Origin of the sequence: Caballeronia sp. SBC1, from assembly GCF_011493005.1 — a bacterium.
Lineage (GTDB): Bacteria > Pseudomonadota > Gammaproteobacteria > Burkholderiales > Burkholderiaceae > Caballeronia.
In genome coordinates this window covers 3,783,385-3,810,060 of the sequence record NZ_CP049156.1, presented here as the reverse complement: position 1 = coordinate 3,810,060, position 26,676 = coordinate 3,783,385, and the positions used below count along the sequence as shown (strand labels likewise).

Annotated in this window: 24 protein-coding genes; 16 read left to right on the top strand and 8 right to left on the bottom strand. The window is 60.2% G+C overall.

Going from position 1 to position 26,676, the window contains the following annotated elements; all coding sequences use genetic code 11:
* The first annotated feature begins 46 nt into the window (after nt 1–46).
* The 10 genes from SBC1_RS17040 (at nt 47) to SBC1_RS16995 (ending at nt 12,646) form a co-directional block, all read left to right on the top strand.
* Nucleotides 47–1,042, top strand: a complete 996-nt coding sequence (locus SBC1_RS17040) for an ABC transporter ATP-binding protein (RefSeq protein ID WP_165092843.1) — start codon at nt 47–49, stop codon at nt 1,040–1,042.
* Nucleotides 1,039–2,043, top strand: coding sequence for a peptide ABC transporter ATP-binding protein (locus SBC1_RS17035; RefSeq protein WP_165988629.1), 1,005 nt, complete (start codon nt 1,039–1,041; stop codon nt 2,041–2,043). The genes SBC1_RS17040 and SBC1_RS17035 overlap by 4 nt, the downstream gene beginning before the upstream one ends.
* Complete coding sequence (locus tag SBC1_RS17030; RefSeq protein WP_165093467.1) at nt 1,988–3,121, top strand: TraB/GumN family protein; 1,134 nt, start codon at nt 1,988–1,990, stop codon at nt 3,119–3,121. The genes SBC1_RS17035 and SBC1_RS17030 overlap by 56 nt, the downstream gene beginning before the upstream one ends.
* A 909-nt stretch (nt 3,122–4,030) precedes the next feature.
* Nucleotides 4,031–5,470 (top strand): undecaprenyl-phosphate galactose phosphotransferase WbaP, encoded by a 1,440-nt coding sequence (wbaP, locus tag SBC1_RS17025; protein ID WP_165988627.1) that lies wholly within the window; start codon nt 4,031–4,033, stop codon nt 5,468–5,470.
* A gap of 273 nt (nt 5,471–5,743) precedes the next feature.
* Entirely contained in the window at nt 5,744–7,537 is a 1,794-nt protein-coding gene (locus tag SBC1_RS17020) for an SLBB domain-containing protein (RefSeq protein ID WP_165092840.1), read from the top strand.
* 10 nt (nt 7,538–7,547) lie between these two features.
* Complete coding sequence (locus tag SBC1_RS17015) at nt 7,548–8,633, top strand: lipopolysaccharide biosynthesis protein (protein ID WP_165988625.1); 1,086 nt, start codon at nt 7,548–7,550, stop codon at nt 8,631–8,633.
* Complete coding sequence (locus SBC1_RS17010) at nt 8,630–9,637, top strand: glycosyltransferase family 4 protein (protein ID WP_165988623.1); 1,008 nt, start codon at nt 8,630–8,632, stop codon at nt 9,635–9,637. The genes SBC1_RS17015 and SBC1_RS17010 overlap by 4 nt, the downstream gene beginning before the upstream one ends.
* The gene (locus SBC1_RS17005; RefSeq protein ID WP_165988622.1) at nt 9,634–10,497 is read left to right on the top strand and encodes a glycosyltransferase; all 864 of its coding nucleotides are present in this window, start codon (nt 9,634–9,636) and stop codon (nt 10,495–10,497) included. The genes SBC1_RS17010 and SBC1_RS17005 overlap by 4 nt, the downstream gene beginning before the upstream one ends.
* Nucleotides 10,494–11,669: a hypothetical protein gene (locus tag SBC1_RS17000; RefSeq protein WP_165988620.1), complete on the top strand. Its 1,176-nt coding sequence runs from the start codon at nt 10,494–10,496 to the stop codon at nt 11,667–11,669. The genes SBC1_RS17005 and SBC1_RS17000 overlap by 4 nt, the downstream gene beginning before the upstream one ends.
* Entirely contained in the window at nt 11,666–12,646 is a 981-nt protein-coding gene (locus SBC1_RS16995; protein WP_165988618.1) for a hypothetical protein, read from the top strand. The genes SBC1_RS17000 and SBC1_RS16995 overlap by 4 nt, the downstream gene beginning before the upstream one ends.
* Before the next feature lie 79 nt (nt 12,647–12,725).
* Here the strand turns inward: SBC1_RS16995 and SBC1_RS16990 are convergent, their stop codons facing one another.
* From SBC1_RS16990 to pxpB, 5 genes are all read right to left on the bottom strand, one after another.
* On the bottom strand, nt 12,726–13,682 hold the full coding sequence (locus SBC1_RS16990) for a DUF979 domain-containing protein (RefSeq protein WP_165988616.1): 957 nt from the start codon (nt 13,680–13,682) through the stop codon (nt 12,726–12,728).
* Nucleotides 13,679–14,398 (bottom strand): DUF969 domain-containing protein, encoded by a 720-nt coding sequence (locus tag SBC1_RS16985; RefSeq protein WP_165988614.1) that lies wholly within the window; start codon nt 14,396–14,398, stop codon nt 13,679–13,681. Before SBC1_RS16985 ends, SBC1_RS16990 begins: the two co-directional genes overlap by 4 nt.
* A 248-nt stretch (nt 14,399–14,646) precedes the next feature.
* Nucleotides 14,647–15,399 (bottom strand): 5-oxoprolinase subunit PxpA, encoded by a 753-nt coding sequence (pxpA, locus tag SBC1_RS16980; RefSeq protein ID WP_165988612.1) that lies wholly within the window; start codon nt 15,397–15,399, stop codon nt 14,647–14,649.
* A gap of 17 nt (nt 15,400–15,416) precedes the next feature.
* Complete coding sequence (locus SBC1_RS16975) at nt 15,417–16,448, bottom strand: biotin-dependent carboxyltransferase family protein (RefSeq protein WP_165092831.1); 1,032 nt, start codon at nt 16,446–16,448, stop codon at nt 15,417–15,419.
* Nucleotides 16,445–17,098: a 5-oxoprolinase subunit PxpB gene (gene pxpB, locus SBC1_RS16970; RefSeq protein WP_165988610.1), complete on the bottom strand. Its 654-nt coding sequence runs from the start codon at nt 17,096–17,098 to the stop codon at nt 16,445–16,447. The genes SBC1_RS16975 and pxpB overlap by 4 nt, the downstream gene beginning before the upstream one ends.
* A 185-nt stretch (nt 17,099–17,283) precedes the next feature.
* On the opposite strand from pxpB, the gene SBC1_RS16965 reads away from it, so the two are divergent.
* A complete protein-coding gene (locus tag SBC1_RS16965) occupies nt 17,284–17,796 on the top strand; it encodes a winged helix DNA-binding protein (RefSeq protein ID WP_165092829.1) in 513 nt (170 codons plus the stop codon).
* Nucleotides 17,797–18,810: 1,014 nt separating this feature from the next.
* Here SBC1_RS16965 and SBC1_RS16960 read toward each other — a convergent pair.
* Entirely contained in the window at nt 18,811–19,404 is a 594-nt protein-coding gene (locus SBC1_RS16960; RefSeq protein WP_207958415.1) for a 5-formyltetrahydrofolate cyclo-ligase, read from the bottom strand.
* A 35-nt stretch (nt 19,405–19,439) separates the two neighbouring features.
* Between SBC1_RS16960 and SBC1_RS16955 the strand changes: the two genes are divergently transcribed.
* The 4 genes from SBC1_RS16955 (at nt 19,440) to SBC1_RS16940 (ending at nt 24,368) form a co-directional block, all read left to right on the top strand.
* Nucleotides 19,440–21,407: a lytic transglycosylase domain-containing protein gene (locus SBC1_RS16955; RefSeq protein WP_165988608.1), complete on the top strand. Its 1,968-nt coding sequence runs from the start codon at nt 19,440–19,442 to the stop codon at nt 21,405–21,407.
* A 117-nt stretch (nt 21,408–21,524) separates the two neighbouring features.
* Nucleotides 21,525–22,478, top strand: coding sequence for a complex I NDUFA9 subunit family protein (locus SBC1_RS16950; RefSeq protein WP_165092827.1), 954 nt, complete (start codon nt 21,525–21,527; stop codon nt 22,476–22,478).
* Nucleotides 22,479–22,521: 43 nt separating this feature from the next.
* Nucleotides 22,522–23,142, top strand: a complete 621-nt coding sequence (locus SBC1_RS16945) for a glutathione S-transferase family protein (RefSeq protein ID WP_165092826.1) — start codon at nt 22,522–22,524, stop codon at nt 23,140–23,142.
* Complete coding sequence (locus SBC1_RS16940; protein WP_165988607.1) at nt 23,139–24,368, top strand: multifunctional CCA addition/repair protein; 1,230 nt, start codon at nt 23,139–23,141, stop codon at nt 24,366–24,368. Before SBC1_RS16945 ends, SBC1_RS16940 begins: the two co-directional genes overlap by 4 nt.
* A 15-nt stretch (nt 24,369–24,383) precedes the next feature.
* Here SBC1_RS16940 and SBC1_RS16935 read toward each other — a convergent pair whose 3' ends face one another.
* Nucleotides 24,384–24,578, bottom strand: a complete 195-nt coding sequence (locus SBC1_RS16935) for a DUF2905 domain-containing protein (RefSeq protein ID WP_165092824.1) — start codon at nt 24,576–24,578, stop codon at nt 24,384–24,386.
* 4 nt (nt 24,579–24,582) lie between these two features.
* Complete coding sequence (locus tag SBC1_RS16930; protein WP_165988605.1) at nt 24,583–25,797, bottom strand: class I SAM-dependent methyltransferase; 1,215 nt, start codon at nt 25,795–25,797, stop codon at nt 24,583–24,585.
* A 13-nt stretch (nt 25,798–25,810) separates the two neighbouring features.
* On the opposite strand from SBC1_RS16930, the gene SBC1_RS16925 reads away from it, so the two are divergent.
* Nucleotides 25,811–26,650 (top strand): SDR family oxidoreductase, encoded by an 840-nt coding sequence (locus SBC1_RS16925; RefSeq protein WP_165988602.1) that lies wholly within the window; start codon nt 25,811–25,813, stop codon nt 26,648–26,650.
* The last annotated feature ends 26 nt before the right edge of the window (nt 26,651–26,676 follow it).

The window sequence follows — 26,676 nt, the reverse complement described above, 5'->3', positions numbered from 1 at the left end:
CGAGGGGGCTGGTCAATACGTTTCGGGCGGCCGTGCACGCACTGACATGAACGATCTTCTAACCATCCGCAATCTCGCCGTGAGTTTCAACGGACTCCCGGCGGTTGATCGAATCGATATATCCGTTAAACCCGGCGAAGTGGTCGGCGTTGTCGGCGAATCGGGTTCCGGCAAAAGCGTCACCATGATGGCGCTCATGGGCCTGATCGATGCGCCCGGTATTGTCACCGCCGATCAGGTCACGTTCAACGGCGTCGACTTGCTGAAGGCGTCGGCGCGGCAACGCAGGAAGATAATCGGCAAAGACATTGCCATGGTCTTCCAGGATGCGCTGTCGAGCCTGAATCCGAGCTACACCGTCGGATACCAGATCAAGGAAGTCCTCAAGCTTCACGAAGGTCTGAGAGGCGCGAAGCTGCAACAACGCGCGCTGGAATTGCTCGATCAAGTGGGCATTCCCGACGCGAAGAGCCGTATCAACGCCTTCCCGCACCAGATGTCCGGCGGCATGAACCAGCGCGTAATGATCGCGATGGCGGTCGCGTGCAATCCGAAGCTGCTGATTGCCGACGAACCGACCACCGCGCTCGACGTCACCATCCAGGCGCAGATCATGGAGCTGCTGGTCAAGCTGCAGAAGGAACGCGGCATGGCGCTCGTGCTGATTTCGCACGATCTCGCGGTCGTGTCCGAAGTCGCGCAGCGCGTGGCCGTGATGTACGCGGGTGAGATTATCGAAACGAATCACGTGCCGACTATTTTCAGTGAACCGCATCATCCGTACACGGAAGCGTTGCTCGCGGCCATTCCCGAACATAGCCGAGGCGCCGCGCGTCTCGCTGCGTTGCCGGGCATGGTGCCGGGCCGCGACGATCGTCCGGTCGGATGTCTGTTCGCACCCCGCTGCAGCTACGCCGTCGACGATTGCCGCAAGGCGCGGCCGGCGCTCTTTCAACTCGCCCCCAACGATCCGGCAGTGCGCGCACGTTGCATCAAGCCGCTGAACATGGAACTCGTGGCAGAAAATGGAGGCGCGCGATGAATGCCGTTCCTGAGACTTTCGCTAAAGACATCGTCCTGGTCGCCGATAAACTGACGAGGTACTACCACGTCAAGCGCAGCATGTTCCAGCAGGGCACCGTGAAGGCGTTGAACGGTGTGTCGTTCTCGCTTGAACGTGGCAAGACGCTTGCCGTAGTGGGCGAATCCGGCTGCGGCAAATCGACGCTGGCGCGTCAGTTGACGATGATCGAAGCGCCCACCTCCGGGCGTTTGCTGATTGACGGCGAAGACGTGGCGAACGCGAACCGCGCGAAGGTGGCCGAGTTGCGCCAACGCGTGCAGATGGTGTTCCAGAATCCGTTTGCTTCGCTGAATCCGCGCAAAACCGTCGAGCAGACTCTGGGCGAACCGCTGGCGATCAACACGAAGCTGTCGTCTGCCGAGCGCGCTGAGCGTATCGCGCACATGATGCGCACGGTTGGGCTTCGGCCCGAGCACGCCGTGCGGTATCCGCACATGTTTTCGGGCGGGCAGCGCCAGCGGGTTGCTATCGCGCGTGCGATGATTCTCGATCCGCAGATCCTGGTGGCCGATGAACCCGTGTCCGCGCTGGATGTTTCCATTCAGGCGCAGATTCTGAATCTGTTCATGGATCTGCAGCAGCAGTTCGGTACAAGCTATGTGTTCATCTCGCATAACTTGTCGGTGGTGGAACATATCGCCGATGACGTCATGGTGATGTATTTTGGCGGTGTAGCCGAACTGGGCGACAAGGCAACGATCTACGCACGGCCGCGTCATCCGTACACGCGCTCGTTGATGTCAGCGACGCCTGCCTTGTTCGAAGAAGATCGGCGCATCAAGATCCGGCTGCAGGGCGAAATGCCTTCGCCGCTTAACCCTCCATCAGGTTGCACATTTCATCAGCGCTGCCCGTATGCAATCGATAAATGCCGCGTGGAAGAACCGGCGCTGCGTTTCGTCGATGGGCGGCACGTCTCCTGTCACCGCGCCGAGGAAGTCGGGGAGATTGACGCCTGAAACGCAAACGGCGCGGCAGTTTGCGCGCCGTTTTGCGGTGGCAGTGGCGGCAACCCTTGCCGTTTTTTGCCTTGCGCCGCGTTTAGCTTTCGCTGTGACCGGCGCGCGCTCGCCGCCGGGCGCCGCGACGCCGCCCACGCCTTCCGGCTCGTTGCCCGGCTTGAGCGTGCCGCCTGCGCGTCCGGCTCCTCCAGATACAGACCGTTCCGACGGAACCACCGCCAGTGGTCCGGTGCAGGCGCAGCCGGCGCATATGCCGTTTTACGTCGCGACCAAAGGCCAGGTCACCATCTACGTGCTGGGTACGCTGCACGTGGGTTATGCCGACGACTATCCCGCCAGCCAGCCATTTCGCAAGCCGATTCTCGGCGCACTCGACGCATCGCCTATTCTCGCGCTGGAAGTCTCGCCCGACGACCTGCTCGTTTCGGCGGATGAAGTCAGCAAATACGGTGCGTGCCGGACGCCGTGCTTGTCGCGATATCTGCCCGATGCGCTGTGGAAAAAGCTCGAAACACGTATGCATGGCAACCCCGCCATGCTTGCCGATATCAGCCGGTCGCGACCGTGGCTGGCGTCGATGCTGGTTGAAACCGTCGATACCTTGAAGGCCGGATTCCAGACTGAGTTCGGTACGGAAACGCAATTGCAGAACGTGTATTTGCGGCCGCGCGGGCGGGTGATCGGGCTGGAGACGCTCAACGAGCAGATTGCTGCGTTCACGCGGCTCACGCAGGCGCAGCAGCGGGAAATGCTCGCGCAGGATCTGGTGCAGACGCCGGCGGAGAATGTCGCCGATGTGAAGGAGCTTCACCGCTTATGGCGGATTGGCGACGCCGATGCTCTGAAGGCCTGGGACGACGCCAAGACGGAGAAACTGGCGCGATCGAAGCAGCTTGCCACGCAGATCGATAATCGCGTGGTGGTCGACCGGAATTATCGGTTCGCGGCGCGGATGGTGGCGATGGCCGCGCCGAACAAGCCGGTGTTCGTGGCTATCGGCGCGTTGCATCTTGGGGGGCGAAGAGGGGTGCTGGCGTTGCTTAGAAAACGTGGGTTCGTGGTGGACCCGGCGTGAAGTTCCGTGCGTTCGACAGACAGTAACGCTTGGCGCATACCCGCAAGTAGTTGGGCGCCATTGGAGCAAGGTCGACTAAATAGCTGGGACCACCCCGCTCTCCCGGCTACTTGCCTCCGGATCGTTCGAAACATTGCGGCTTGCAGAACTTCGATTATTTGCCGAGGCGAGTATTTTCTCCCGCAGGCTAGCTGAAAATTCTCGCAGAGCTGTCTGCCGGCGCAAGGCGCGTGTGTTCAAATTTACTCGAAAATGAAAATTTCTCACGTGTGCGTGATAATTTTGCATTATTAAATAATGTCGAATTTTCAATCGAAAATTAATATAATTCGAAATATTTTAGATCGTATAAAGGCTTTTAGGAAAAAACCTATTTTTTGTTCTTGCATTGTGTTTGTATGCTTCGCGCAATGCGTAATTTAATGAAATGACTTGAAACGCCGGCAATCCGGCTCGTTCCCAGTGGTCAACAGGTTGGGGCCACGCTGGCCTCCCGGCTGCTTGCTTCCGGGATCGTTTTTCAAGACATTGCTGTTTGTAGAAAATCAATCGCCTGGCCAAAGCGAATATTTCGCCCACAAGGACAGTACAAAACGCTCGCGAACCTGCCTGTGGGCACGCGGCAAGCGCGTCTCTATTCGTTCGAAAAAATAAAAGATTCCTCATGTACGGACAAGGATGCCTGCAATTCAAATTGCTTTGAATTTTAATTCTTCATTAATATTATTAAGAATTATCCGGAATTGTTTAAAAATCTTTTTTAAGAGTTTCCCTATCTCCGTTCTTGCATTGAGTTTGTATGCTTTGCCGAACGTGTGATTTATTGAAATGACTTGTTTTCGTTAAAAACAAAAATCGTATCCAGTAGTAAACACAATAAGCCCATCTGAACCACACAAGCTATCTGTCATGAATCGCGACAAGACCAATTCCGCAGCCACGGACCGCACCGAGTTTTATCCGGCCCACGCGCACGCAGTAATTTGCGGGGTCGCACTGGCGGCATCGGATGTACTAGCCATTGCGGTGGCCGGACATGTATTCAACGGCCCGGGTGCCTGGCCCGGTTCTCACTTATTCGAGCGCTTCGATCACGCGCCGGTTGCGGCGTTTATCGCGGCTGCTCTCGCCATTCTGCGATTCGCGGCACTGCGCCATTACTCGAATCGTCTGCCCATGTTGCGCGAGTTGCGTGAACTCTTTGGCACGCTCATCTTCGGCTGCGCCTGCCATGTTGGTTTGCTGCTTCTGCGCGGTTATGCGGCGGAGATCGTACCCGCGGTGTTGATGTGGGTCTATGCCGCCGCCCTGGTGCCGCCCGCACGGCTCGCGGTCAAACTCGGGTTGATGAAGATGCGTTTCTGGCAACGCGATCTGTATGTGATCGGAAGCGGTCAGTTGGCGCTTGATGCCGCGACCGCAGTGGAGACCGAACTGCTCATGGGGCTGGCACTGAAAGCCTTCGTGCCGGCAGGAAAAAGCCTTCTGCCCCGCGACGCGCGCGTTGCCTCGCTGAGTCCGCTCGATGCACCGTCGCTTGCCGGGTCCGTCGTCATGGTCGCCCTCGATCGAGACGACGCTGTCTTGCAACAAGCCTGGCTGCGCGCACTCGGCTCAGTGGCGGCGAGCGTAGTGCTTGTGGCCGATGTCCCCGGCGTGCCGCTTCACGGCATGCGCACGACTTACGTGAAGTCGCACGAACTTCTGCTGATGCAGGTTCGGGACAACCTGAGCCGCTGGCACGTCCGCTTTTTCAAACGCTGCCTCGACCTGGCGGGAGCGATTTCCATTTCGATGATGCTCGCGCCGTTCCTTCTTTATATCGCGTGGCAGGTGCGCAAGGACGGTGGTAGGGCGATCTACGGCCACCCGCGTATCGGACACAATGGCCGCCCTTTCAACTGCTACAAGTTTCGCTCGATGGTCGTGGACGCGAACGCGAAACTAGCCGAATTGCTTGAGCGCGATCCTGAGGCGAAACGCGATTGGGAGCGTGACTTCAAACTGAAGAACGACCCGCGCGTGACACGGATCGGCAGCTTTCTGAGGCGCACGAGTCTCGACGAACTACCGCAGCTATGGAACGTGATCCGTGGCGACATGAGCCTGGTCGGTCCCCGGCCCATTGTGCAAGCAGAACTCGAGCGTTACGCCGCTGATGTTCCCTATTACCTGATGGCCCGGCCCGGCATGACGGGGCTGTGGCAGGTGAGCGGTCGCAACGACGCCGATTACACCACCCGCGTGTATCTGGATGCGTGGTACGTGCGCAACTGGTCACTCTGGTACGACATTGCCATTCTCTTCATGACGGTGCGCACGGTGTTCAAGCGGGACGGCGCCTACTAGGTCGTACTTATTACCAGCCCTCGTCTGACGCACCACACCCATATTGCCGCGCTGCCAACAGCTCGCGTTTCGGCATGTTGCATCAGCTCCATCCTTACTTTTTCCATTGAGTCATCCACTGTGTCTACCCGTAACACTCTTGTTCCTTTCGCGCCCGTGACGGCGTGCAAGCGCCCAACGCGGTTCATTGTCTCGCGCTTGGCCGTTGCGGTCGGGCTCGTGCTGACCCAGTCGCATGGCGCTTACGCGGCGCCCCAGACAGTGGATTCACTCTTGAGCGCCTCTACCGTTGTGCCGCCGATCCCGAGCGTCCCCGGCCTTCAGGCTGAAAGCTGGAGTTCGAGCCTGACGCCGCGCGTCAATGCTCCGGCAGCTGTCGCGCCACCTGCCGCCCAGCAGGCCAGCTTTCCGGACAAGGCCGATCGTGACGCACTCGATGCGAAGATCGTGGTGCCGGAGCGCAACGAGTACGAGAAGTTCGTCGAGGAAGCAACGGGCAAGAAGCTACCGCGCTTCGGCGCAACGTTTTTCGCAGGAAGCTCCAGGTTGTCGGGAGCCTCGGTGAATTCGGTGCCGCCCGACTACGCAATCAATGTCGGCGATGAAATCCTGCTGCGAACCTGGGGCAGTGTCGATTCAGATTTGCGCCTCGTGGTCGATCGGGAAGGCTACGTGAACGTGCCGCGCGTCGGCCGCATTGCCGTGTCGGGCGCGCACTATGCTGACCTGCCTAGCCGCTTCCGCTCGGAAATCGGCCGCTATTACGCCAATTTTGATCTATCGGTCTCACTGGGTAACCTGCGCGGCGTGACGGTGTACGTCACGGGGTTCGCCGTGCGTCCGGGCGCCTACGTGGTCAACAGTCTTGCAACGCTGTTGAATCTGCTCGTCGAAGCAGGGGGGCCCGACTCGGGCGGCAGCATGCGTAATATCGAGTTGCGTCGCGGCGGCGCGCTCGTCGCGACTTTCGACGGCTATCAGTTACTTCTTGGCGGTGACCGTTCGAATGACGTCTCGCTGCGCCCAGGCGACATCGTCAACATTGGACCGCTCGGCCCGCAGGCGGCCATTTATGGAAGCGTGAACGCCCCGGGCATTTTTGAACTGAAGCCCGGCGAGCACGTGCGCGATGTGATCCGTTTTGCCGGCGGTCTCAATACCGTGGCCGACAGTGAGCGCATCACGGTCGCCACGCTGCGTCAACGAGCGACGACTGGCGTTGAAGAAGCCCCGCTCAGCAGCCGGAGCGACGCATTGCTGGACGCAGGCGATATATATCGCATCTACTCCACGGCAGACTACATGGTCCCGATCGCCCGGCAAATGCGGCGGGTACGGATCGAAGGGGAAGTAGCGCGTCCCGGCGACTATCTCGTCGCAGGTACCGAGACCTTGCCCGAACTGATCGAGAGAGCGGGCGGAATGACTGCCGACGCTTTCCTGTACGGCAGTGAGCTTGTACGCGAGTCGGTGCGCCGCACGCAGCAGGTGAACTATGAGCGCGCGCTACAGGACATGGATCGGGCTGTCACGGCGCGGGCGTCCCAACAAGCGAACGCGAAAGAAGACACCGCCGACCAACGGCAGCAACTTGAAGCGGGCCAGCGCTTTATCGCAAAAATGCGCGAGCTTCATCCGAGCGGGCGAATCGTTCTCGAAACCAAACCCGACGACCTGAGCTTGCCACCGCTTACGCTGGAAGATGGCGATCGGCTGGTGATCCCGCCGCGTCCCACCACCGTGGGTGTATACGGCAGCGTTTTCAATCAGGGTTCCTACCTTTTCAAGCCGACAGCGCAGTTAGGCGAATATCTGAGTCTCGCCGGCGGCGAGCAGCGTACGGCATATAAGAGCGGCGAGTTCGTGTTGCGTGCGAACGGGACAACGCGCTCGAACCAGCAAGGATGGTTCAACTCCATCTCGTCCCTGGAGGCTATGCCTGGTGACACCGTTTTCGTCCCTGAAGATCTCGAGCGCATCACCTGGTGGCAAGGCACGAAGGAACTTACGACGATTCTTTACCAGTTCGGTCTGGGCGCTGCCGCGCTCAAATTCCTGATCAACTGAAGTCCATACCGTGAACTCAACCTTCCTTCCCTTATCCGTCGTATCGGCTTGCGCGTGGTTCGCGCGAGGCTGGCGTGTGCTTGTGCTGCCGTGCGCGGCGTTCATTGCGGCCATGGCTGTGTTCTTCGCTATCCCGCCTACGTACACTGCAAAAACCTCTTTTTTCCCGCCCGCTCAATCGCCCAGTGCGGCTTCCGGGCTCTTTAACCAGTTGAATGCACTTGGTGTCAGCGGTGCGGGCGCAGCCAAGACGCAGGCTGAGCAGTACGTCGCCATGCTGAAGAGCCGGTCGGTTGCCGACTCTCAAATAACACGATTCGATCTCCCGCGCGTCTACGGATTAAAGCTGCCCGAAGACGTGCGACGCAAGCTCGCTCAGCAGACGAATGTGTACCTGTCGTCGCGAAGCGATTTGATTGAAGTCAGCGTCGATGACCTCGATCCTCAGCGCGCGGCGCAAATGGCAAGCTATTACGTCGAGTCGCTGACTAACCTGCTCGGCCGTGTTGCCGTGACGGATGCAAGGCAGCGCCGTATCTTCCTCGAAAAGCAGGTCGACGAGACGCGAGCAGCACTTGATAAAGCCGAAAAGTCGTTGCGCGGCGCTGGCGTGTCCCCATCGGCTGCGCAGCTCGAACCGGGCGCGGCCGTCGGTATGGTCGCGCAGATGAACGCGAACATCGTCGCGCAGGACATCAAGCTGACCACATTACGCTCCGTGGCAGGCGAGGCGAATCCGGCGACGCTGGCCGCGAAGAGTGAGCTGGCCGCGCTCAGGCGTCGTCTGGGCGAAATGCAGGCCGGTGCGAAGAATACAGTCGACGACGAATACACCGGGCTCTATCGCGATTACAAGTACAACGGCGCATTGCTCGAACTGCTCGCCACACAACTGGCGTCAGCGCGTATTGATGAAGCTCGCGACGGCAGCTCACTGCAAATCGTCGATTTCCCGGTCGTACCGCAAAAGAAGAGCAAGCCTAGCGCGTTGTTCGTTCTTGGCACGGGTCTCGCCTTGGGTATCGGATTGACGCTGCTCGCATGGTTCGTTACACGTCAAGCACGCGCTCAAGCGACTTCGGGAGAGCGCACATGACCTATGCCCGGCAAGCAACCGTTCGTCCGGTGCAGAGCGTGCGGCGGGTATGCCTGAGCGGTGGCCGCGAAGTCGGCGGATTGCAGTCGTTCGCGACCAATGTGGCAGCCGGATTCGACGCACTGGGCATTCCCGCAGAGGTCGTCGGCCGGCCGCTCGACATGCTGCGGCGCTGGAAAGACCTGCGCGATCCGACAGTGCTGAAGATTTTCAGCACCTGGGCCATATTCCTGTGTCCGTTTGCACGCAACGCGATCGGCGTAGCGCATGGCTTCCCGCGAATCGACGCGCAAGGCACGCTCAAGTTTCTTGCCATCCTCGCGAGTTTCCGGATGGCGCAACGGTACGCACGACTGGTCGCTGTGTCGGCGTATGTGCAGCGGCATCTGGCCGGCCTTTTCGATATCCAGTGCGCCGCTGCCGTGCACAATCCGTTGCCGCCATGCTGGGCGTCTCATCAGAGTGATGACTTCGCGATGCGAAATTTGATCACGTACGTGGGGCGCCTTCATCCGGTCAAACGTGTCAGCGAGTTCTTGCCCGCGGTGATCGATGTACTTGATGCCGACGCCTCGCTCGAAGCGATGATCGTTGGGTCGGGAGAATGCGAAACCGAACTGAAGCAAATAGCGAACGGACATTCGCGCGTGCACTTCGTCGCGTCGATGTCCTCCGCTGAAGTCATGCAGGTCCTGGGAAAAACGAAAGTGTTTTTCTCCGGATGCGACACCGAAGCGTTTGGCATTTCGCTGCTTGAGGCTGCTGTCTCGGGTTGCAATCTGGTGACGACCGGTTCGGGCGGCTTTGTGGAAGTTGTCCTCGACGCGATCAACAAGACGACCTTTCTGCTATCCCCCAATTTCACACGCGAGTCCTGTCGAGTAGCGCTTACGTCCGCGCTGGCCGCACCGTGCGTGCACTTGTCCGACGCGGAGTTTATGCCGGAGTTCATCGCGCGTCAGTATCTCGCCGTTGCGCAGCAAGCAAACGGCGGCCGTTCATGAGCACGATATCTGTACTGATCGCCGTCTATGGCAAAGACGATCCCGAGCTTTTCCGCGAGTCGCTGCACTCCAATGTGCTTGGACAAACTGACATGCCGGATCAGCTCGTGGTTGTGGTCGACGGACCGGTCAGTGACGCAATAAACACGGTGCTCGAAGACGCGCGCGTCGCGTTCGATGCGTGTCGCGGAGCCGACTTCATGACCGTGCTCCGGTTGCCGGAAAACCGTGGTGTGGCGGCTGCCATGAATCAGGGCATTCCGTGCTGCCGGTGCGAGCTGATCGCACGCGCAGACGCGGACGACATCTCTTATCCAGAGCGTTTTCGCCTGCAAAAAGCGGTCTTGGCAGAGCATCCGGATGTGGGCGTTGTTACCGCGTGGCAGCATGATTTCAGCCTCGATGAGAAAAAGATCGTGGCGGTCAATCAATGCCCCGAATACGCTGACCAGATAAATGCACTGCTACAGCTTCGCAATCCCATCTGCCAGCCAAGCATGATGATTCGCGCCGATGTCTTTCGCCGGCACGGTGCATACGATGAAACTGTGCCGCTGCTCGAAGATTACGAGCTGCACCTTCGATGGACATCACAAGGCGTCCGTTATCGCTGTATTCAAGTACCACTTGTGCGAGTCAGCGTTTCTTCCGCGCTTTATCAAAGGCGAGGAGGTCTGAGCTATGCCCGCCGCGAATTTGCCTTTCGCATGAACGCCGTGAAGCGCAGGCTTTTGTCCGGCGGACCGCGTTTCTATCTTGTTGCGATGCTGTATCTGCTGTTCCGATCCGTGCCCGCAGGCGTGCGTCGCCGTCTCTACGTCCTGGTGCGCGCCCGCGCAAACGAAGCGGGTGCGCTGTGATCAAGGGTTCACGGATCGTTGATCCTCTTTTCATCTTCTTGATTGGTGTCGCGGCCTTCTGGGTCGTTCCGGAAGGTATCCGTATCGTGTACTTCAACACGTACCAGGACGACGCCGTATACGGCTACCTGGCACTGTCGGCTTGCGTGGTTGCCGTGAGCTATTTGCTCGCTGCCGCCTGGTTGGGCAGGACGGCCGCCGACACGCGGCCACCCGCCGATCGCGATGTGGCACTCCGCTTGTCAGCGCGGGTCATCGGTTATCTCGCGCCTGTTTGCATGTTGCTCGCCGTGGCTTTCATCGGCATGCGCTGGGGCACCGAATACGGCGAAGGCGACAGCATGCCGTACGTTTTCCAGATTTTCTTGTACGCGCATCTTTATACGTTCTTCTTTTACCTTCGATTCGTCGACGAAAAAGAGGTGAAGTCCCGGCGTTTCTTGCTGCTGTCGCTAGCGGTGTTGCTGCCGCGTCTTTTGATCGCGACGCACTGGGGCCGTTTTTTCGTCGGCCAGGCAATGCTGCCGTTCGTCTTCGCGCTGCTCGTGGGCGGCAATGTCATGGTGCGGATGCGGCATGTGCTGATCATCGTCCTGGGCGCAGGTTGCATCTATTTCGTACTACCATGGCTTCGCGGCGACGACGTGGGAGGCCAGGGCACAGAGAGTGTCTTGCGTTTCATCGCGGGAGGCGGTCCGGTGCATCTTGTGGGGCAGGTCGAAGACGTGGAACAGGCCTATCCCAACGTCAATTTTCTGATGACCGGTCTGGTCGGACCGTTTGCTCCGAACTTGCTGTCCGCGGAAGAGCGCATTGATATCTGGGGGCAGGAAGGCGCTCCCCTTACGCTTGACCGGGCATTCGCTGAGCTGGAGGGCATCGGCTTCTATTCGCTGACAGGGCCCGGGTCGGTCTATGTCGCGGACTTGCTGGTGCTCGGTGGCATGGCGGCACTCGTCGCCGGCTCGATCGTGATTGGCGCGTTGCTGGCCTGCGCACGCAGCTTGTATCGATTGCCGGTGCTGCTCTCGCTGGCGCTGTTTGATATTGTCAGCAAGATTGTGTTTCTGCCGCGAACCAGCTTTACGTATCTCATCGACAGGATCGCCGTTCTTACGATCATCTGCGGCTTTATGTTGTATTGCGTGCGCCGCATCGGTGCGGCGAAGTGAACGGGTTGCTGCGTGCGGTATCGGCGAAAGCAATACGGTCTCACAGCGACCTGCTGCTGTTCCAGGTGGGTAACTGGCTGTCGGGTCAGGTGCTCTTCGCGGTGTTTGGCGCGTTCGCGCTACACGGGGCGCTCGCACATATCGCGTTCGTCGAAACGGCATCCGCGTTCTTTGGGACAACTTTCGCGACGATCGCGTTCAGGATCGGCTTCCAGTCGGCCGTGAAGGCGCGCACGCTCGTTGCCGCGCGCGCGGCGGTGCTTTTCGCGATGACGCTGGTCGCGTCCTGTGGATGGATGGAATGGAAATGGGTGATCGGCGTGGCGCCGTCGTTGTTGACGCCCGCGCATTTCCCGGTCGTTTTCGGGGCGAAAAAGCGGGCAGTCGTCTTGCTCGTCGGCGCCCGGCTGCTTGCTTGCGCGGTGTGCATTGGCGTGACGCTTTCACCATTCATGACATTCGCGGTGTACTTCGCTCCCGGCATTCTCTACGCGCTCGCGCTTTACCTGTTTCACTTCGACGACTGGGCAAGGCAACCGTTGGGTCGTGAACTAGCGCGCGGCGTCGGGACTGGCGGTTCAACGCTCGATGTTTTTCTGTTTTTGCCCGTGGCCAGCGCGGGACTCTTTTTTATGCAGGCGTCTATTGTCTCGAACATCGCGGCGGCGTCGCCAGCGCTTGCGGTTGTCGAGCGATTGGTGCGCTCCGGCTATTCGCTCGTGTACCCGTACCTGATGCGCATTGCACGCTTCGATGACGTGTTGCGCCGGACCGTTGGAATGCTTGCGTTTGCGCTTCCAGTCGCGGCAAGCTTAATCAGCCTCACCCCGTTGGCCGTTATCGCGATGTGGATTCCCGTTTCGATCGATCTCGTCACAACCAACCTATTCAGGTTAGGTCAACAGCGTCTTCGGATGCTTGCCGTGTGGGTGACTCTCTGCACAGCACTGTTGGAAGGCGCCGTTTGGCTTCGCTGAGCCCGAGGGAATCAGGGCGATTGCGCGGCCCGCTTGAGTCGTCAGATCTTCAAGCCGGCCGAGTCGCAATCGCATTAGCTCAAAGAAACATCAGCCAGTTCAACAAGAAGATATTCACCACCAGCATCGACAGCGCCGTCGGAATCTGGACTTTGATCACCGCGTTTTTATCGGGTAATTCGAGCAGCGCGGCCGGCACCATGTTGAAGTTCGCGGCCATTGGCGTCATGAGCGTGCCGCAGTAGCCGGAAAACATGCCGATTGCGACCATGGTTGCCGGATTGCCGTGGAACACGCCGACCAGGATCGGCACGCCCACGCCGCCAGTCATCACCGGGAACGCCGCGAAGCCGTTGCCCATGACCATCGTGAAGAGCGCCATGCCGATGCAATACACGGCCACCGCGACCAGCCGGTAGTCGAGATTCACATAGGCCGTGGTCACGTGCGCCACCGCCTTGCCCACGCCCGCGTCCGAGAACACCAGACCCAGCATGCCCAGCATTTGCGGAAGCACGGCGGCCCACGAAAGCGCGTCGACTAGCCGGCGCGTTTCTTTCATCGATTGCCCGACGGTGTCACGCGTCATCACGCAGGCCACGCCCAGCGCGACGATACAACCGATGCCAAAACCCATCAGCGTGACGTTCTTCGGATCGAGCAGCGGCTTGCCGCCGAACACCAGGTAACTGGCTCCCAGCGTCAAGACCACTGTCACCACAGGAATGGTCAACGCCGGCACGAACAGCTTGTTGCCAAGACGCATGGCGCTGTTGCGGCGCGCTTCATCGGACAGCATTTTCGGCTTGCCGGCCGTGACGCCGCCAAAGCCTGCTATCAAGGCCATGGCAATCACCAGCACGCCGACTACATTGGCCGGCAGCCAGTCGCCGACCAGGAATATCAGCGCATACACGAGCCAGAACGTTCCCGTGGAAAAGCGGCGCGGATGCTTCTTGTCGACGTAGATCATCCCGGCGACAACCACCAGCACGATGCCCAGCAGATAGAACAGATAGTTGAGCGTGAGTGTCATGCGGTTTCTCCGCGAACGTTTTTGGTCAACGCGCCGAGTTCGCGATTCAGCCGTCGATCGAGCAGCCACAAGCGGAAGCCGTGAATCAGGAAGGCGCAGATCGCGGTGGGGATGCCCCAGACGGCGACGTGCAGCGGTTCGACCACGATCCCGGCTTCCTTGAGGAAGGTTGTCATCAATACAATCGCGCCGAACGCGACGAAGATGTCTTCGCCGAAGAACAGGCCGACGTTATCGGTCGCGGCGGAATACGCGCGCAGCTTGAAGCGGGTTTCATCGGAGAGCTTGCCGAAGCGTGCTTCCGCTGCGCCTTCGGCCATGGGCGCGAGCAGCGGCCGCACCATTTGCGGATGTCCGCCGAGACCGGTCAACCCGACTGCCGCCGTCAACTCGCGAATCAGCAAATAGACGATCAGCAGACGTCCCACGGTTGCCGCCTTGATGCCCGAAATCCAGATTTGCGCGCGTTCACGCAGACCGTGCCGTTCCAGCAAACCGATCACAGCCAGCGGCAGCAAAATGATGAGTGGGATGTTGCGCGTCTTGAGGAAGCCCGTACCGATCGCGGTGAGGATGCGATCGATGGGGAAATGCGCCGCCAGGCCGGTGATGATGCCTGCGGCGGCCACGATCAGCATCGGATTGAAGCGCAGGATAAACCCCACGATGATGACGGCCACACCTATCAGTGGCCATAGGTTGACAGCGGTTCCCATAAGATCTCCAAGTGGTCGGGGTAACGCCCCGGTAAGGGCTTCTTCCACCGCTGGACGGACCGCTTGCTTCGAGCGGGCCGTTCCATTGGCTTGATAAAACGGCTCTGGCGGCCGCTTACGAAAACGCCCCGCCAATTCGCGAGGCATTCAGGTTCCTTGAGGTGTCCGTTCGACTCGCTGCGTGACTTGGCGCAAGCGGCGGCGAGTCAGCCGTTCGATTGAGGCAAAAAACCGCTAGAGACCCCTCATCAAACCTCGGCCGCGTGCGCAGCGCGAACTTCGATACCCGCAGTTTCAAGCGCCCCGCGAATCCGCCGGGCGAATGCGAGCGCGTGCGCGCCGTCGCCGTGAAGACAAACCGTCTGCGCATTGATCGGCACCCACTCCCCGCTGACTGCCTGGACGCGATGCTCCATTGCCATTTCCAGCGTGCGGGTGAGCACGGCTTCCTCGTCTTCGAGCAACGCGCCGGGGTCCTTGCGCGGGACGAGCGAGCCATCTGCACGGTATCCGCGGTCGGCGAACACCTCTTCGATCGCCACCATGTTCGCCTTGCGCGCGGCATCGACTAGATTGCTGTTCGCCAGCCCGAACACGAGCAAAGAAGGATCGAAATCGCGAATGGCCGCGACGATTGCCTCGGCGATCTCCGGATTCTTCGCGGCCTGGTTATAAAGCGCGCCGTGCGGCTTCACGTGCGACATGCGACCGCCTTCGGCCTTTACGATCGCGGCCAGCGCGCCCAGCTGATACAACACGCCCGCGTAAATTTCCGATGCGGGAAGATCCATCTCCTTCCTGCCGAAATTCGCGGGATCGTTGAAACTCGGATGCGCGCCAATGGCGACACCCTTCGCGACCGCCCAGCGCACGCAATCACGCATGGCGGTTGCTCCGCCCGCGTGCCAGCCGCAAGCAATATTCGCGGAGCTCACGAGATCGAGCAGTGCTTCGTCGGTGCCCATGCCTTCGCCGAGATCGGCGTTCAGATCGATTTCCATCTTCGTTCCCTGTTCACTTACCGGTCGAGACGTTCCGCGTGCATCGCGATAGCCGATTCGACCTGTTTCACATACATGCGCTCTTCCGCCAGCGCGTGACGCGCGGCTTCCACCGTTGTTTCGATAAAGCGCACACCGCTGTTGAGCCGCGCTTGCGCGAGCTTCCACAAGTCGGCCTTGATAACCGAACCTATTTTTGGATAACCGCCCGTGGTCTGGGCATCGCCCATCAGCACGATTGGCTGACCGTTCGGCGGTACTTGAATCGTGCCGGGCAACACGGCGTGGGACAGCAGGTCGGCTTTATCGCCGCGTTCCAGCACCGTGCCGGCAAGCCGGAAACCCATGCGGTTACTGTTCGGCGTGATCGTCCACTCCTCGTTCCAGAAGTCGCGCTGAGCGGTCTGCGTGAAAGTCTCGTATTCGGGACCGCGCAGGACGCGGATTGGCAGCGACCATGAATTGCCCGGCGTGTGCTTGCCGCGTCGCACGGGTTCTTCTACATAAACGAACTTGCACCACGCGGGCGCTTTCACGCCAAAGGCCGTTCCCGCCGATGAAAACACCGCGCTCTTGTTCGGCTGCGGCACGCCGGTAGCCAGACGGTCGCCGTCGCGTAACGCACGGCCGCCGAGACCGCCAAAACACGCGCCGAGGTCGGTGCTGCGGGAACCGAGCATGGGCAGGACATCGATACCGCCAGCCACGCACACATAACCGCGCATGCCGTGCTTGGCGCCGCGCAGCGTCAGTTCCTGGCCGGCCTGCACCGGCAGGCTCCACCAAGAGTAGACGGGTTTGTCGTCCAGCGTTGCAGCGAAATCCGTGCCGGTGATCGCCACGCGCGTGGCGCGCGTGAAGCGCAGGGTGGTGGGTCCGAGCGTCAGTTCAATGCCTGCCGCGTCGGGCTTGTTGCCCACGATCCGGTTGCCGATTTCCAGCGACAGCGCGTCGAGTGCGCCGCCCGAACTGACACCCAGGTGCCTATACCCCGTGCGGCCGAGATCCTGCACGGAGGAGAGCATGCCGGCGCGAATAACGTCGATCATGCGAGCACCTCCAGCGCGGTAAAACGCACGTGATCGCCGGGCTGCATGAGCGTGGGCGGGTTGCGGGCGGGATCGAAGAGCTTGAGATCCGTGCGTCCCAGCAGTTGCCAGCCACCCGGCGACACTGCCGGATAAATGCCCGTCTGCTCCCCGCCGATCCCCACCGACCCCGCCGGCACTTCCAGCCGCGGTTTGGCATGACGAGGCGCGTGCAGCGTGGGATCGAGGCCGCCGAGGTAGGCAAAGCCGGGCTGAAAGCCGAGGAAAAATACGATGTAATCGGCTTGGGTGTGACGCTTCACGAGTTCATCGATGCTCAGATTCAGCGACTTCGCCAGCGACGCAAGGTCGGGTCCGTCAGCGCCGCCGTAGCGCACGGGGATTTTGATTTCGGTGGTGCCCACGTCGACTTCGGCTGCTTGCTCCCACGCAGTTTTCATTTGCAGGGCGAGGCCGGCGGAGTCGGCCTGGAGGGGATCGAAGACGAGCGTGAGGTTGTTCATGCCCGGCACAACTTCCACGACGTGCGGCCACAGGCGCGCCGCGTCGGCGAGCGCCCATATGCGGCGCTGGCATTCCAGCGTGGCGGGCGGCGGCGCTTCGCAAACAAGCGCGGTGTCGCCGAGTGGGTGAATTTTGGGTGGTGTCATGCTGGGTTTTGCCGGTAATCGAGCGCGCGCTTGAACGAAAGGCGAAAAAGAAGCCGTCTCGACGCTAGCTCGGGAATGTACATTGTCAATAATTTATCGACAAATTATCAATAAGAATTTAGACGTAGAGGTGAATTTCGTTCAATACGCTACACTCGCCGACATATTGTTCCGTATAGATATCCATGCCCCGTCATCCGACCAAGATCGTTTCGTCCGAGCATCTCGTCTCGGAAACGAGTGCCGAGCTGTCCGAGTTTGAGTACGGCTTAATCATGGCCAGCAATGCGTTCAACCGCTGGATGGTTCGATGCATGTCGGCGGCGGGCGCGAAAGACATGACGGCGGTGGAAGTATCGCTGCTGCATCATGTGAGCCATCGTGACCGGAAGAAAAAGATTGCCGATATCTGCTTTGTTCTCAATATAGAGGACACGCACGTCGCCAGCTATGCCATTAAGAAGCTGATGGCGCGGGGGTATGTGAAGAGCGAAAAAGTGGGCAAGGAGGTGTTCTTTTCCGCAACGCTGGCGGGGCGGGAGATGTGCGTGAAGTACCGTGAAGTGCGGGAGAGTTGTTTGATCAGCACATTGAAGGAGAGCGGGCTGACCAATGAGCAGATAGGCGAGGCGGCGCAGCTGCTGCGAAATGCGTCCGGTCTCTACGATACGGCGGCACGGGCCGCAGCCTCGCTATAGGGTTTTCGTTCGCACTGGTTTTTTTGGGGGGGCGGTTGGCGGTGGTGGGGGATGCCAGGGTTCGGGGTTTCGGGGTTCCGGGGTTAGCGGTCTGGGTCAATGCCGGGTTGGTGCTTTCAGTGTTAGTGGTCGGGGTCATTGCCGGGTTGCTGCTTTCAAGGTTAGCGGTCCGCTTGAGTGAGCTATTTTCTCTATCACTATTAGCCACTGTGCGTGGCGGCACGTCATTTCTTTGTCCAAAGCGACAAAGAAACGAAGCAAAGAAAACGCTTTCAGAACGAGGGCACGTAAGTGTCCACAGCGTGCAGTTCTGATACATGGGTATCCCAAAAGCACGGTGCTCGCCAGAGCCACGGATGTGTGAACCCCTCCTTCTCGCGAATCCTTACACGCACACGCTTCGCCCCCAACGCTCTCGGGCAAGCACGAGTCGCCCAGGAACCAGCACGACCTCACAGGTATTTTCCGCTCCGCTCGTTCGCGGGTTAGCTGCCTAGTCAGCACGGTTGTTTTTGTGGGTAGAACCTCATCTATCCGAGTGGCCTGGTTCGGAGGCGGGTTGCCTGCGAGGTCCGTTGCGCGTACTTACTTGAGGGCGGTTGTCCGCGGATAGCGCGGGGTGAACCTTGGGCAGGTTCAGTCACTGGTGGCGAAGCGTGTGGGTATCCGTGTTCGGAGAAGGAGGGGTTCACACATCCGTGGTTCTGGCGAGCACCGTGCTTTTGGGGTACCCATGAACGGGAACTGCACGCTGTGGACACTTATGTGCCCTCGTTCTGAAAGCGTTTTCTTTGCTTCGTTTCTTTGTCGCTTTGGACAAAGAAATGACGCGCCGCCACGCGCAGTGGCTAATAGTGATAGAGAGAAAATCCGACTCATACAGACCGCTAAGGCCGAAAGCAACAACCCGGCATTGACTCAGAACGCTAACGCAAGACCCTGGCATCCCGGCATCGACTCCGACCACCGCTCCCGCCCGACCAAAACCCCAAAACCGTCCACCGGTGCGAACGCTCAATAAACCGTCGATTCGGTCACAATCGCCGCAAGGGGCAAATCAAATTCCCCTCGCGGCAGGGCATCGCATTTCGCGGATTCAAAAGCTACCCCAATCGTCGCCGGCGTCAGGCCCCCTGGCCAATCAGCCAACGTCCGATCGTAATACCCGCCGCCATATCCCAGCCGATATCGATCCGCATCAAAACCCACACAAGGGATGACGAGCAAGTCCGGCACAACCACTCGTTCCTCCGCCGGCACGGGAATGCCGTACCGCCCCTTCTTCATCGCCGCGCCCGGCTGCCACGCGTGAAAAATCAGCGGCGCCCTCGGCGCAACCACCACTGGCAATGCAGCCTTGCGCGAAGCATCCAGCGCCAGCCAGACAGTCAGCACATCACGCGCATCGAACTCCCCGGCAACCGGCCAATAAAAACCAATGCATGACGCTTTTGGATAGCGCGCGACGGCTTCCATCAAGCGCCGCGCCAACGCTTCACTGCGTGCGTCCTGATCGGCTCGAACGCCTTGCGCCTCGCGGGTTGCAAGGAGGTTCGCACGCAGCGCGCTTTTGGTTTCCAGCAGAGGGTTGCGTGCTATGCTTTGCATCACTTCGCGCTCCAGAAATAACGATAGAAATAACGATGTCAAAATGTCTCAAACGAGTATATCTCGCAGCCGCAACCGCGCTCGCTGCGATCACGCTGTTCGGATGCGGCACCGCCTCCGCAGTGCGTCCGACAGCTGACTATTCGCTCTCGTCCGACGACCGCATTTTCATCCAGTTACGCGAAGCCGCGCGCTCGAATGACGTCGGCCGCGCCATGCAACTCGCCGCGCAAATTCCGAATTATCCGGCGCCGGGTTATGTCGATTACTTCACCATCAAGCCGCAACTCTTCGACTCGCAAGGACACGCGCGCGTGGACGCACCGGACGAACCGGTTCTCGCGTTCCTGCAGCGCTACGACGGCCAGGCTATTGCCGACCGCATGCGCAACGACTATCTGACCGTGCTCGGCGCCCGCCACGACTGGCGCAATTTCCTCGATCAATACTCGCGTTTCGTACTGAATGACGACACGCAGGTGAAATGCTACGCGCTCGAAGCACGGGCATCGCGCGGAGAAAATGTCGCTGATGCCGCGCGCGCTTTGCTCGTCGATCCCAAATGGTATGGCGATGGTTGCGTCGACCTGATCAACGCACTGGCCGTCTCGCAGCAATTCACATCCGACGACGTCTGGCAGCAAATTCGCCTCGCCTACGAGCAGAACTACACGAACACCGCCAGCAAGATCGCGGACGCGCTCGGCCAGCAACGCCCGGATCAAAGCGTCTTCGACAGCGCCGCCAACACCCCGCCGCTGTATCTCGCACGCGGAATAGGCCGTGACACGTCGTCGCATCAACTGGCGCTCGTCGCCATCACGCGCATGGCGCGCAACGATCCGGCCATGGCAGCAGCATCGTTTAGCTCGGTCGCGCCGGCGTTGACGCCGTCGGAACGCGCTGTCGGCTGGGGCACGATTGGTTTTCAGGCCGCAGCGAAGCGCATGCCGAGCGCGGTCGACTGGTACCGGCTTTCGGTGAATGCGCAGTTGTCGAATCCTGCCTATGAATGGCGCACGCGCAGCGCATTGCTCGCCGGCGACTGGACCATGGTGCGGTGGTCGATCGAACAAATGCCGCCCACGCTGCGCAATCAGCCCGCGTGGATCTACTGGCACGCGCGCTCACTGAAGCAAGCAGGTGACACCGCTACCGCCAACCAGGAATTCACGAGCATCGCGGATCAGTTCAACTTCTACGGTCAGTTGGCGTCTGAAGAACTCGGCCAGAAGATCACCGTGCCGCCGCGCACGGAAGTCACCGCCGCCGAAATTGCGCAGGCTTCAGCCGTACCGGGTTTTGCGCTGTCGCAGAAGTTCTACGCCATGAACCTCCGGCTAGAAGGCAACCGCGAATGGAACTGGCCGCTGCGCACCATGACGGATCGGCAATTGATCGCGGCCGCGCAGTACGCAAAGAGCATCGAATTGTTCGATCGCGCGGTGAACACGGCGGACAAAACCAAGACCGAACACGATTTCTCGCTGCGGTATCTGGCGCCGTATCGTGATGTGGTCGAGCGTGAGTCGAAGAACACCGGACTCGATGTCGAATGGGCGTATGGCTTGATTCGTCAGGAATCGCGTTTCATCATCAATGCGAAGTCGGAAGTGGGCGCAGGTGGCTTGATGCAGTTGATGCCCGGCACCGCGCAGCTCGTGGCGAAGAAAATCGGCATGGGACCCATATCGCGTGAACAGATGAATGACCTCGACACGAACATCTTGCTCGGCACGAATTATCTGGCCATGGTCTATAACCAGTTCGACGATTCCGCCGTCCTCGCTACCGCCGGCTACAACGCGGGCCCGGGACGCCCGACGCAGTGGCGTTCCACGCTTAGCGCGCCGGTGGAGGGCGCAATTTTTGCTGAAACCATTCCGTTCAACGAAACCCGCGATTACGTCAAGAACGTGCTCTCGAACACCGTGTACTACGCGGCGTTGTTCGAAGGCCGTCCGCAATCGCTGAAAGCGCGGCTCGGTTATATCGCGCCGTAAGCGGCCTGCAACAAGAGGCGCCGCGCGTTTCGCTTTCCGGTATATGCGGTTAGTCGAAAGTCACGCGCGGCGCTGCCGCCCTGACGCTTTCGCGGACCGCCACTTACAGAGGCGAACATGCGACATCAAACCATTGCGTTGATCGGCGGATCAGGGTTTATCGGCAGTCATCTGGTGAATGCGCTTGTCGAGCTTGGCAAGAACGTGCGCATTGCCACGCGGCGTCGCGAGAATGCGGCGCATCTGACGCTGCTGCCTGTGGATGTGATCGAAACCAATGTCTACGATCCCGTCCAGCTTGCTGCCTTCGTCTCCCAAGCCGACGCAGTCATCAACCTGGTCGGCATTCTGCAAGGCAAGCGCGGCGATCCTTACGGTCCACAATTCGCCAAGGCGCACGTTGAGCTGCCCAACAAGATTGTGGCCGCGTGTCAGGGGAAAGGTGTGCGGCGCTTGATCCACATGAGCGCGCTAGGCGCGGATCCGAAAGGGCCGAGCATGTATCTGCGTTCGAAGGGCGACGGCGAAAAGGCGGTGCGCGAATCGAATCTGGCGACCACGATTTTTCGTCCCTCCGTGGTGTTCGGTCCCGAAGACAATTTCCTGAACCAGTTCGCGTTTCTCGAGCGGATTTTTCCGGTGATTCCTCTGGCGTGTTCGCAGGCAAAGTTCCAGCCGATTTTTGTAGGCGATGTAGCCAAGGCGTTCGCCAACGTGCTCGATCTCGATGCCGCCGCCGGCCGTGTATACGAGCTTGCCGGGCCGACGGTGTACACACTCGAAGAACTGGTCCGGTTCAGCGGCGCGGCAATCGGCAAAAACGCGAGGATTATCCGTTTGCCCGACAGCCTCGGCCGTCTCCAGGCGATGTCGCTAGAACTCGCGCCCGGTGAACCCATGATGTCGCGCGATAATCTCGATTCGATGAAAACGCCCAACATAGCAAGCGGGCCAATGGCGCCGGAACTCGGCATTGAACCGGCGAGTATTGAAGCCATTGCGCCCATGTACCTCACGGGTTCGTCGTCGCGTTCGCGCTTCAATACGTTTCGCGCGTCGGCCGGGCGTTGAATGTTGTGTTCCTTAAGCAGTGCCTTAACCAAAAATATTTGCGATGAAACTCGTTATTGGTGACAAGAATGTGTCGTCGTGGTCCATGCGGCCGTGGCTCGTGCTCAAGCACTTTGGCATTCCTTTCGAGGAGATCATGATCCGCCTCGCGCGGCCGGATTCCAGCGCGAATATCCTCGCGCATTCGCCATCGGGGAAAGTGCCTTGCCTCGTGACCGATGCCGGCGACGCCGTGTGGGAATCGGCCGCGATCATGGAGACCTTGGCCGAGCTCTTCCCGCAGCACGCCATGTGGCCGCGCGATGCAAGCGCGCGGGCGCACGCACGCAGCATCAGCGCGGAAATGCATGCGGGTTTTGCTGATCTGCGCGAACAGATGTCGATGAATATCCAGCGCCAGGATTTCGGTGTGGAACTCTCGGCGGGCGCGCTCGCGAACGTGAAACGGATCGACCTGATCTGGCGCGATTGCCTCAAGGCGCACGGTGGTCCGTTCCTGTTCGGCAAGGAGTTCGGCATTGCCGACGCCATGTTCGCGCCGGTCGTCATGCGCTTCAATTCCTACGCGCCCAAGCTGAGCGAAACGGCGCTCGCTTACGCCGCCCGCATCACGGCACTGCCGGAGGTGGCGGAGTGGATTGAAGGCGCACGGAACGAGCGATGAACATTTATGCCGTGGGCGGCGCGATCCGCGATGACATGCTCGGCCTGCCGGTTCAGGACCGTGATTACGTCGTGGTCGGTGCGACGCCCGAGCAGATGACGGCGCAGGGTTTCAAGCCGGTCGGCAAGGATTTCCCCGTGTTCTTGCATCCGCAAACGCATGAGGAATATGCGCTCGCGCGGACCGAGCGGAAGACATCGGCGGGATATCACGGCTTTCAGTTTTTCTACGCACCCGACGTCACGCTCGAAGAAGATCTCGCGCGCCGCGACCTGACCGTCAACGCAATGGCGCGTGAAGTGCGGCCGGACGGCGAGCTGACCGGGCCGGTGATCGATCCGTTCAATGGCCGCGCCGACGTGCAAGCGCATGTGTTCCGGCATGTGGGTGACGCGTTTATCGAAGATCCGGTGCGGATTCTGCGCATTGCGCGGTTTGCGGCGCGCTTTGCGGATTTCACCATCGCCGACGAAACGCTCGCGCTGATGAAACGCATGGTCGCGGATGGCGAAGTCGATGCGCTCGTGCCCGAGCGCGTGTGGCAGGAAGTGTCGCGTGGCTTGATGGAGAAGACACCGTCGCGGATGTTCGACGTGCTGCGCGAATGCGGCGCGCTCGTGCGGATTCTGCCGGAGGTGGATTCACTATGGGGCGTGCCGCAACGCGCTGACTATCACCCGGAAGTCGATACCGGCGTGCACGTGATGATGGTCGTGGACTACGCTGCGGCGCACGGTTATGCGCTGCCAGTTCGCTTCGCCGCGCTGACCCATGATCTCGGCAAGGCGACCACGCCGGACGACATCTTGCCGCGTCACATCGGCCATGAAGGGCGTAGCGTCGATCTGCTGAAGCCGTTGTGCGAGCGCTTGCGCGTGCCGAACGAGTGTCGCGATCTCGCGCTGCTGGTGGCGCGGGAGCACGGCAATATTCATCGGGTGATGGAGTTTGGGGCGGCGGCGCTGGTGCGTTTGTTTGAGCGTTGCGACGCGCTGCGCAAGCCCGCGCGGTTTGCTGAAGCGCTGCAAGCCTGTGTCTCCGATGCCCGCGGCCGGCTCGGTTTGAGCCAGCAACCGTATCCGCAGGCCGAGCGCTTGCGCGAAGCGTTGGTGGCAGCGCGTTCAGTCGATGCCGGCGCGGTCGCGCAGCAGTACGCGAACGAGCCGGGGAAGATCAAGGACGCGGTTCACGCAGCGCGCGTGGCGGCCGTGGATGCGGTGCTTTAAACGCGGTGCATTAAATCAAAGCGCCCGCGCCAGCAACGACAGCACGAGCGACAGCAAAATGGTCGACATGAACGGGAACGGATATTCCCGTCCGAAAAGTCGCAGCGTGAAATCGCCGGGTAATCTGCCGATGCCGAGTTTTTTCATCCACGGCAAACACCCCGAGAGAATCGACAACGCAATGAACGTGGTGAGTACCCAGCGGATCATGATTTCATAAAGTATGTGAGCGGTCGCCGGACGAGAACGCGGCCAGCGTGTCGTCAATGCCGCGCGAGAACGCAATCACCTTGAACAACTCGCCCATTTCCGCCTCCGATAACAACTTCTGAACCGCATTGGCCGCGGGCAGAAAGCGCCGGACATCACTGGGATCGAGGTCCTCAAGCGCATCGGTAATGCCGGCGTTCATCAGAAAACGCGCCTGCGACGTAAAGCCGAGCAGATCGGCGCCCGCTTCCGTACCCGCTTCCGCGATTCCCGAAAACTCCACGTGCGCCGTGATGTCCTGCAGCCCAGGATACAAGAACGGATCGCCGTGCGCCCGATGCCGGTAATGGCACATAAGCGTGCCTTGCGCGCGCTGAGCGTGATAAAACTCGCGCCGCGGAAAGCCGTAATCGATGAAAAACGCCGCGCCGCGCGTAAGCATCGTGCAAATGGTGCGCGTGAAAGCCAGCGCGGCTTCGTGCGTTTCGCTCAGGTATTCCGCGAACGGCTCGTCGTTGACTTCATCGATGGTCGCATCTATTTCGGCCAGCAGCGGGTCGTCCAGCGCGGCTAGTAAGGGTTTGTCGTCGAACGTGAAACGGTTGTTCGTCCACGACACGCCGCGCTCATGCCACACGCCCAGTTTGCGCACGACCAGGCGCACGGGCATGGCGTCGAGCACTTCGTTGCCGATCACCACGCCTTCAAAATGCTCTGGCAACGCGCTAAGCCAATTCACCTTCGATGCCAGTTCTGGCGCATCGGCTTTAATCGTCGCCCGCTGGCGTTGCTGCAATTCACCTGACAGATCCACGATCGCGTAGCTATCGAAGGGAACATCCAGCGCTTGAAGCGCGTTCAGCAAGCCGGCGGCGAGTTTCCCCGTGCCCGCGCCAAATTCCATCAAATTGCGCGTACCGCTGTCGCGTAAGGCTTGAGCGACTGGCCGTGCCAGCGTGGCCGAGAACAGCGGCGACATTTCCGGCGCGGTGACAAAGTCACTGCCATCGTCGCCGCGCTTGCCGAATTTCATCGAACCTCCGCTGTAATAGCCGAGGCCGGGCGCATAAAGGGCCAGTTCCATATACCGGCTGAACGGCAGCCAGCCGCCCGCCAACGCGATTTCCGCGCGAATGCGTTCTGTTAGCAACTCGGACTGCGCGAGCGCGTCGGGGCCGGGAGCAGGTAAACTGTCGGATTCGTGAGCTTTTGGATTCATTCCGGCATTGTAAATGAGCGTTTCTTCGTCCACTTCTCCAGATTCTTCCACGCCGAAAGCCCGCGTGGTGCTGATCACCGGCGCGGCTAAGCGCATCGGCCGTGGGCTGGCGCTCGGTTTCGCCGCGCGCGGCTGGGACGTTGCCGTGCATTTTGGCGGTTCCGAGGGCGAGGCGCAGGAAGTCGTCCAATCGATACGCGCCCTTGGCCGCCGGGCCGTCGCGCTGCACGCGGATCTCGGCGTGGAAAGCGACGTGGTGCGGCTGGTGCCGGCGTGTATCGACGCGTTCGGTGGTCTGCATTGCGTGGTGAACAACGCGTCGAGTTTTGTCGAAGATACGGCGCGCGACTTCAGCTACCCGCGCCTGCTCGAGATGATGGCGATCAACGTTGGTGCGCCATTGGCGTTGGCGCGTGCGCTGTACGACGCCACGCCCGATGCCGCCGTCGATGATGAAACCCAGCGCGGCTGCGTCATCAATGTGCTCGACCAGAAGCTGTACAACATGAATCCCGATTATTTGTCGTACACGCTGACCAAGGCGGCGCTGGAAAACGCAACCGTCGCGCTGGCTCAGGCGCTTGCGCCGAAGTTGCGCGTAGTCGGGCTGGCGCCGGGCCTCACGCTGCAATCCGCGGGTCAGACAGCCAGCGAATTCGAGGCCGCGCACAAGGTCACACCGTTGGGCCGGGCTTCGCGGGTGGAGGATGTGGTTGCCGCCGCTTGTTATCTCGCCGACGCGGCGGGCGTGACGGGCACGACGCTGGTAGTGGACGGCGGGCAGCACCTTGTGCCGTCGCCGCGCGACATCATGTTTTTGACCACCGGCCGCGCTCCAGGCGGCGGCGTTTAGTTGTCAATCTTAGTAAGTTAATCTGA

Coding starts and splice junctions, on each gene's coding strand:
- SBC1_RS16925 (WP_165988602.1), top strand. CDS start 25,811: ATGAGCGTTTCTTCGTCCACTTCTCCAGATTCTTCCACGCCGAAAGCC.
- SBC1_RS16945 (WP_165092826.1), top strand. CDS start 22,522: ATGAAACTCGTTATTGGTGACAAGAATGTGTCGTCGTGGTCCATGCGG.
- SBC1_RS17005 (WP_165988622.1), top strand. CDS start 9,634: ATGAGCACGATATCTGTACTGATCGCCGTCTATGGCAAAGACGATCCC.
- pxpB (WP_165988610.1), bottom strand. CDS start 17,098: ATGACACCACCCAAAATTCACCCACTCGGCGACACCGCGCTTGTTTGC.
- SBC1_RS16965 (WP_165092829.1), top strand. CDS start 17,284: ATGCCCCGTCATCCGACCAAGATCGTTTCGTCCGAGCATCTCGTCTCG.
- SBC1_RS17030 (WP_165093467.1), top strand. CDS start 1,988: ATGGGCGGCACGTCTCCTGTCACCGCGCCGAGGAAGTCGGGGAGATTG.
- SBC1_RS16935 (WP_165092824.1), bottom strand. CDS start 24,578: ATGATCCGCTGGGTACTCACCACGTTCATTGCGTTGTCGATTCTCTCG.
- SBC1_RS17040 (WP_165092843.1), top strand. CDS start 47: ATGAACGATCTTCTAACCATCCGCAATCTCGCCGTGAGTTTCAACGGA.
- wbaP (WP_165988627.1), top strand. CDS start 4,031: ATGAATCGCGACAAGACCAATTCCGCAGCCACGGACCGCACCGAGTTT.
- SBC1_RS16955 (WP_165988608.1), top strand. CDS start 19,440: ATGTCAAAATGTCTCAAACGAGTATATCTCGCAGCCGCAACCGCGCTC.
- SBC1_RS16930 (WP_165988605.1), bottom strand. CDS start 25,797: ATGAATCCAAAAGCTCACGAATCCGACAGTTTACCTGCTCCCGGCCCC.
- SBC1_RS17010 (WP_165988623.1), top strand. CDS start 8,630: ATGACCTATGCCCGGCAAGCAACCGTTCGTCCGGTGCAGAGCGTGCGG.
- SBC1_RS16985 (WP_165988614.1), bottom strand. CDS start 14,398: ATGGGAACCGCTGTCAACCTATGGCCACTGATAGGTGTGGCCGTCATC.
- SBC1_RS16960 (WP_207958415.1), bottom strand. CDS start 19,404: ATGCAAAGCATAGCACGCAACCCTCTGCTGGAAACCAAAAGCGCGCTG.
- SBC1_RS16950 (WP_165092827.1), top strand. CDS start 21,525: ATGCGACATCAAACCATTGCGTTGATCGGCGGATCAGGGTTTATCGGC.
- SBC1_RS16975 (WP_165092831.1), bottom strand. CDS start 16,448: ATGATCGACGTTATTCGCGCCGGCATGCTCTCCTCCGTGCAGGATCTC.
- SBC1_RS16940 (WP_165988607.1), top strand. CDS start 23,139: ATGAACATTTATGCCGTGGGCGGCGCGATCCGCGATGACATGCTCGGC.
- SBC1_RS16990 (WP_165988616.1), bottom strand. CDS start 13,682: ATGACACTCACGCTCAACTATCTGTTCTATCTGCTGGGCATCGTGCTG.
- pxpA (WP_165988612.1), bottom strand. CDS start 15,399: ATGGAAATCGATCTGAACGCCGATCTCGGCGAAGGCATGGGCACCGAC.
- SBC1_RS17035 (WP_165988629.1), top strand. CDS start 1,039: ATGAATGCCGTTCCTGAGACTTTCGCTAAAGACATCGTCCTGGTCGCC.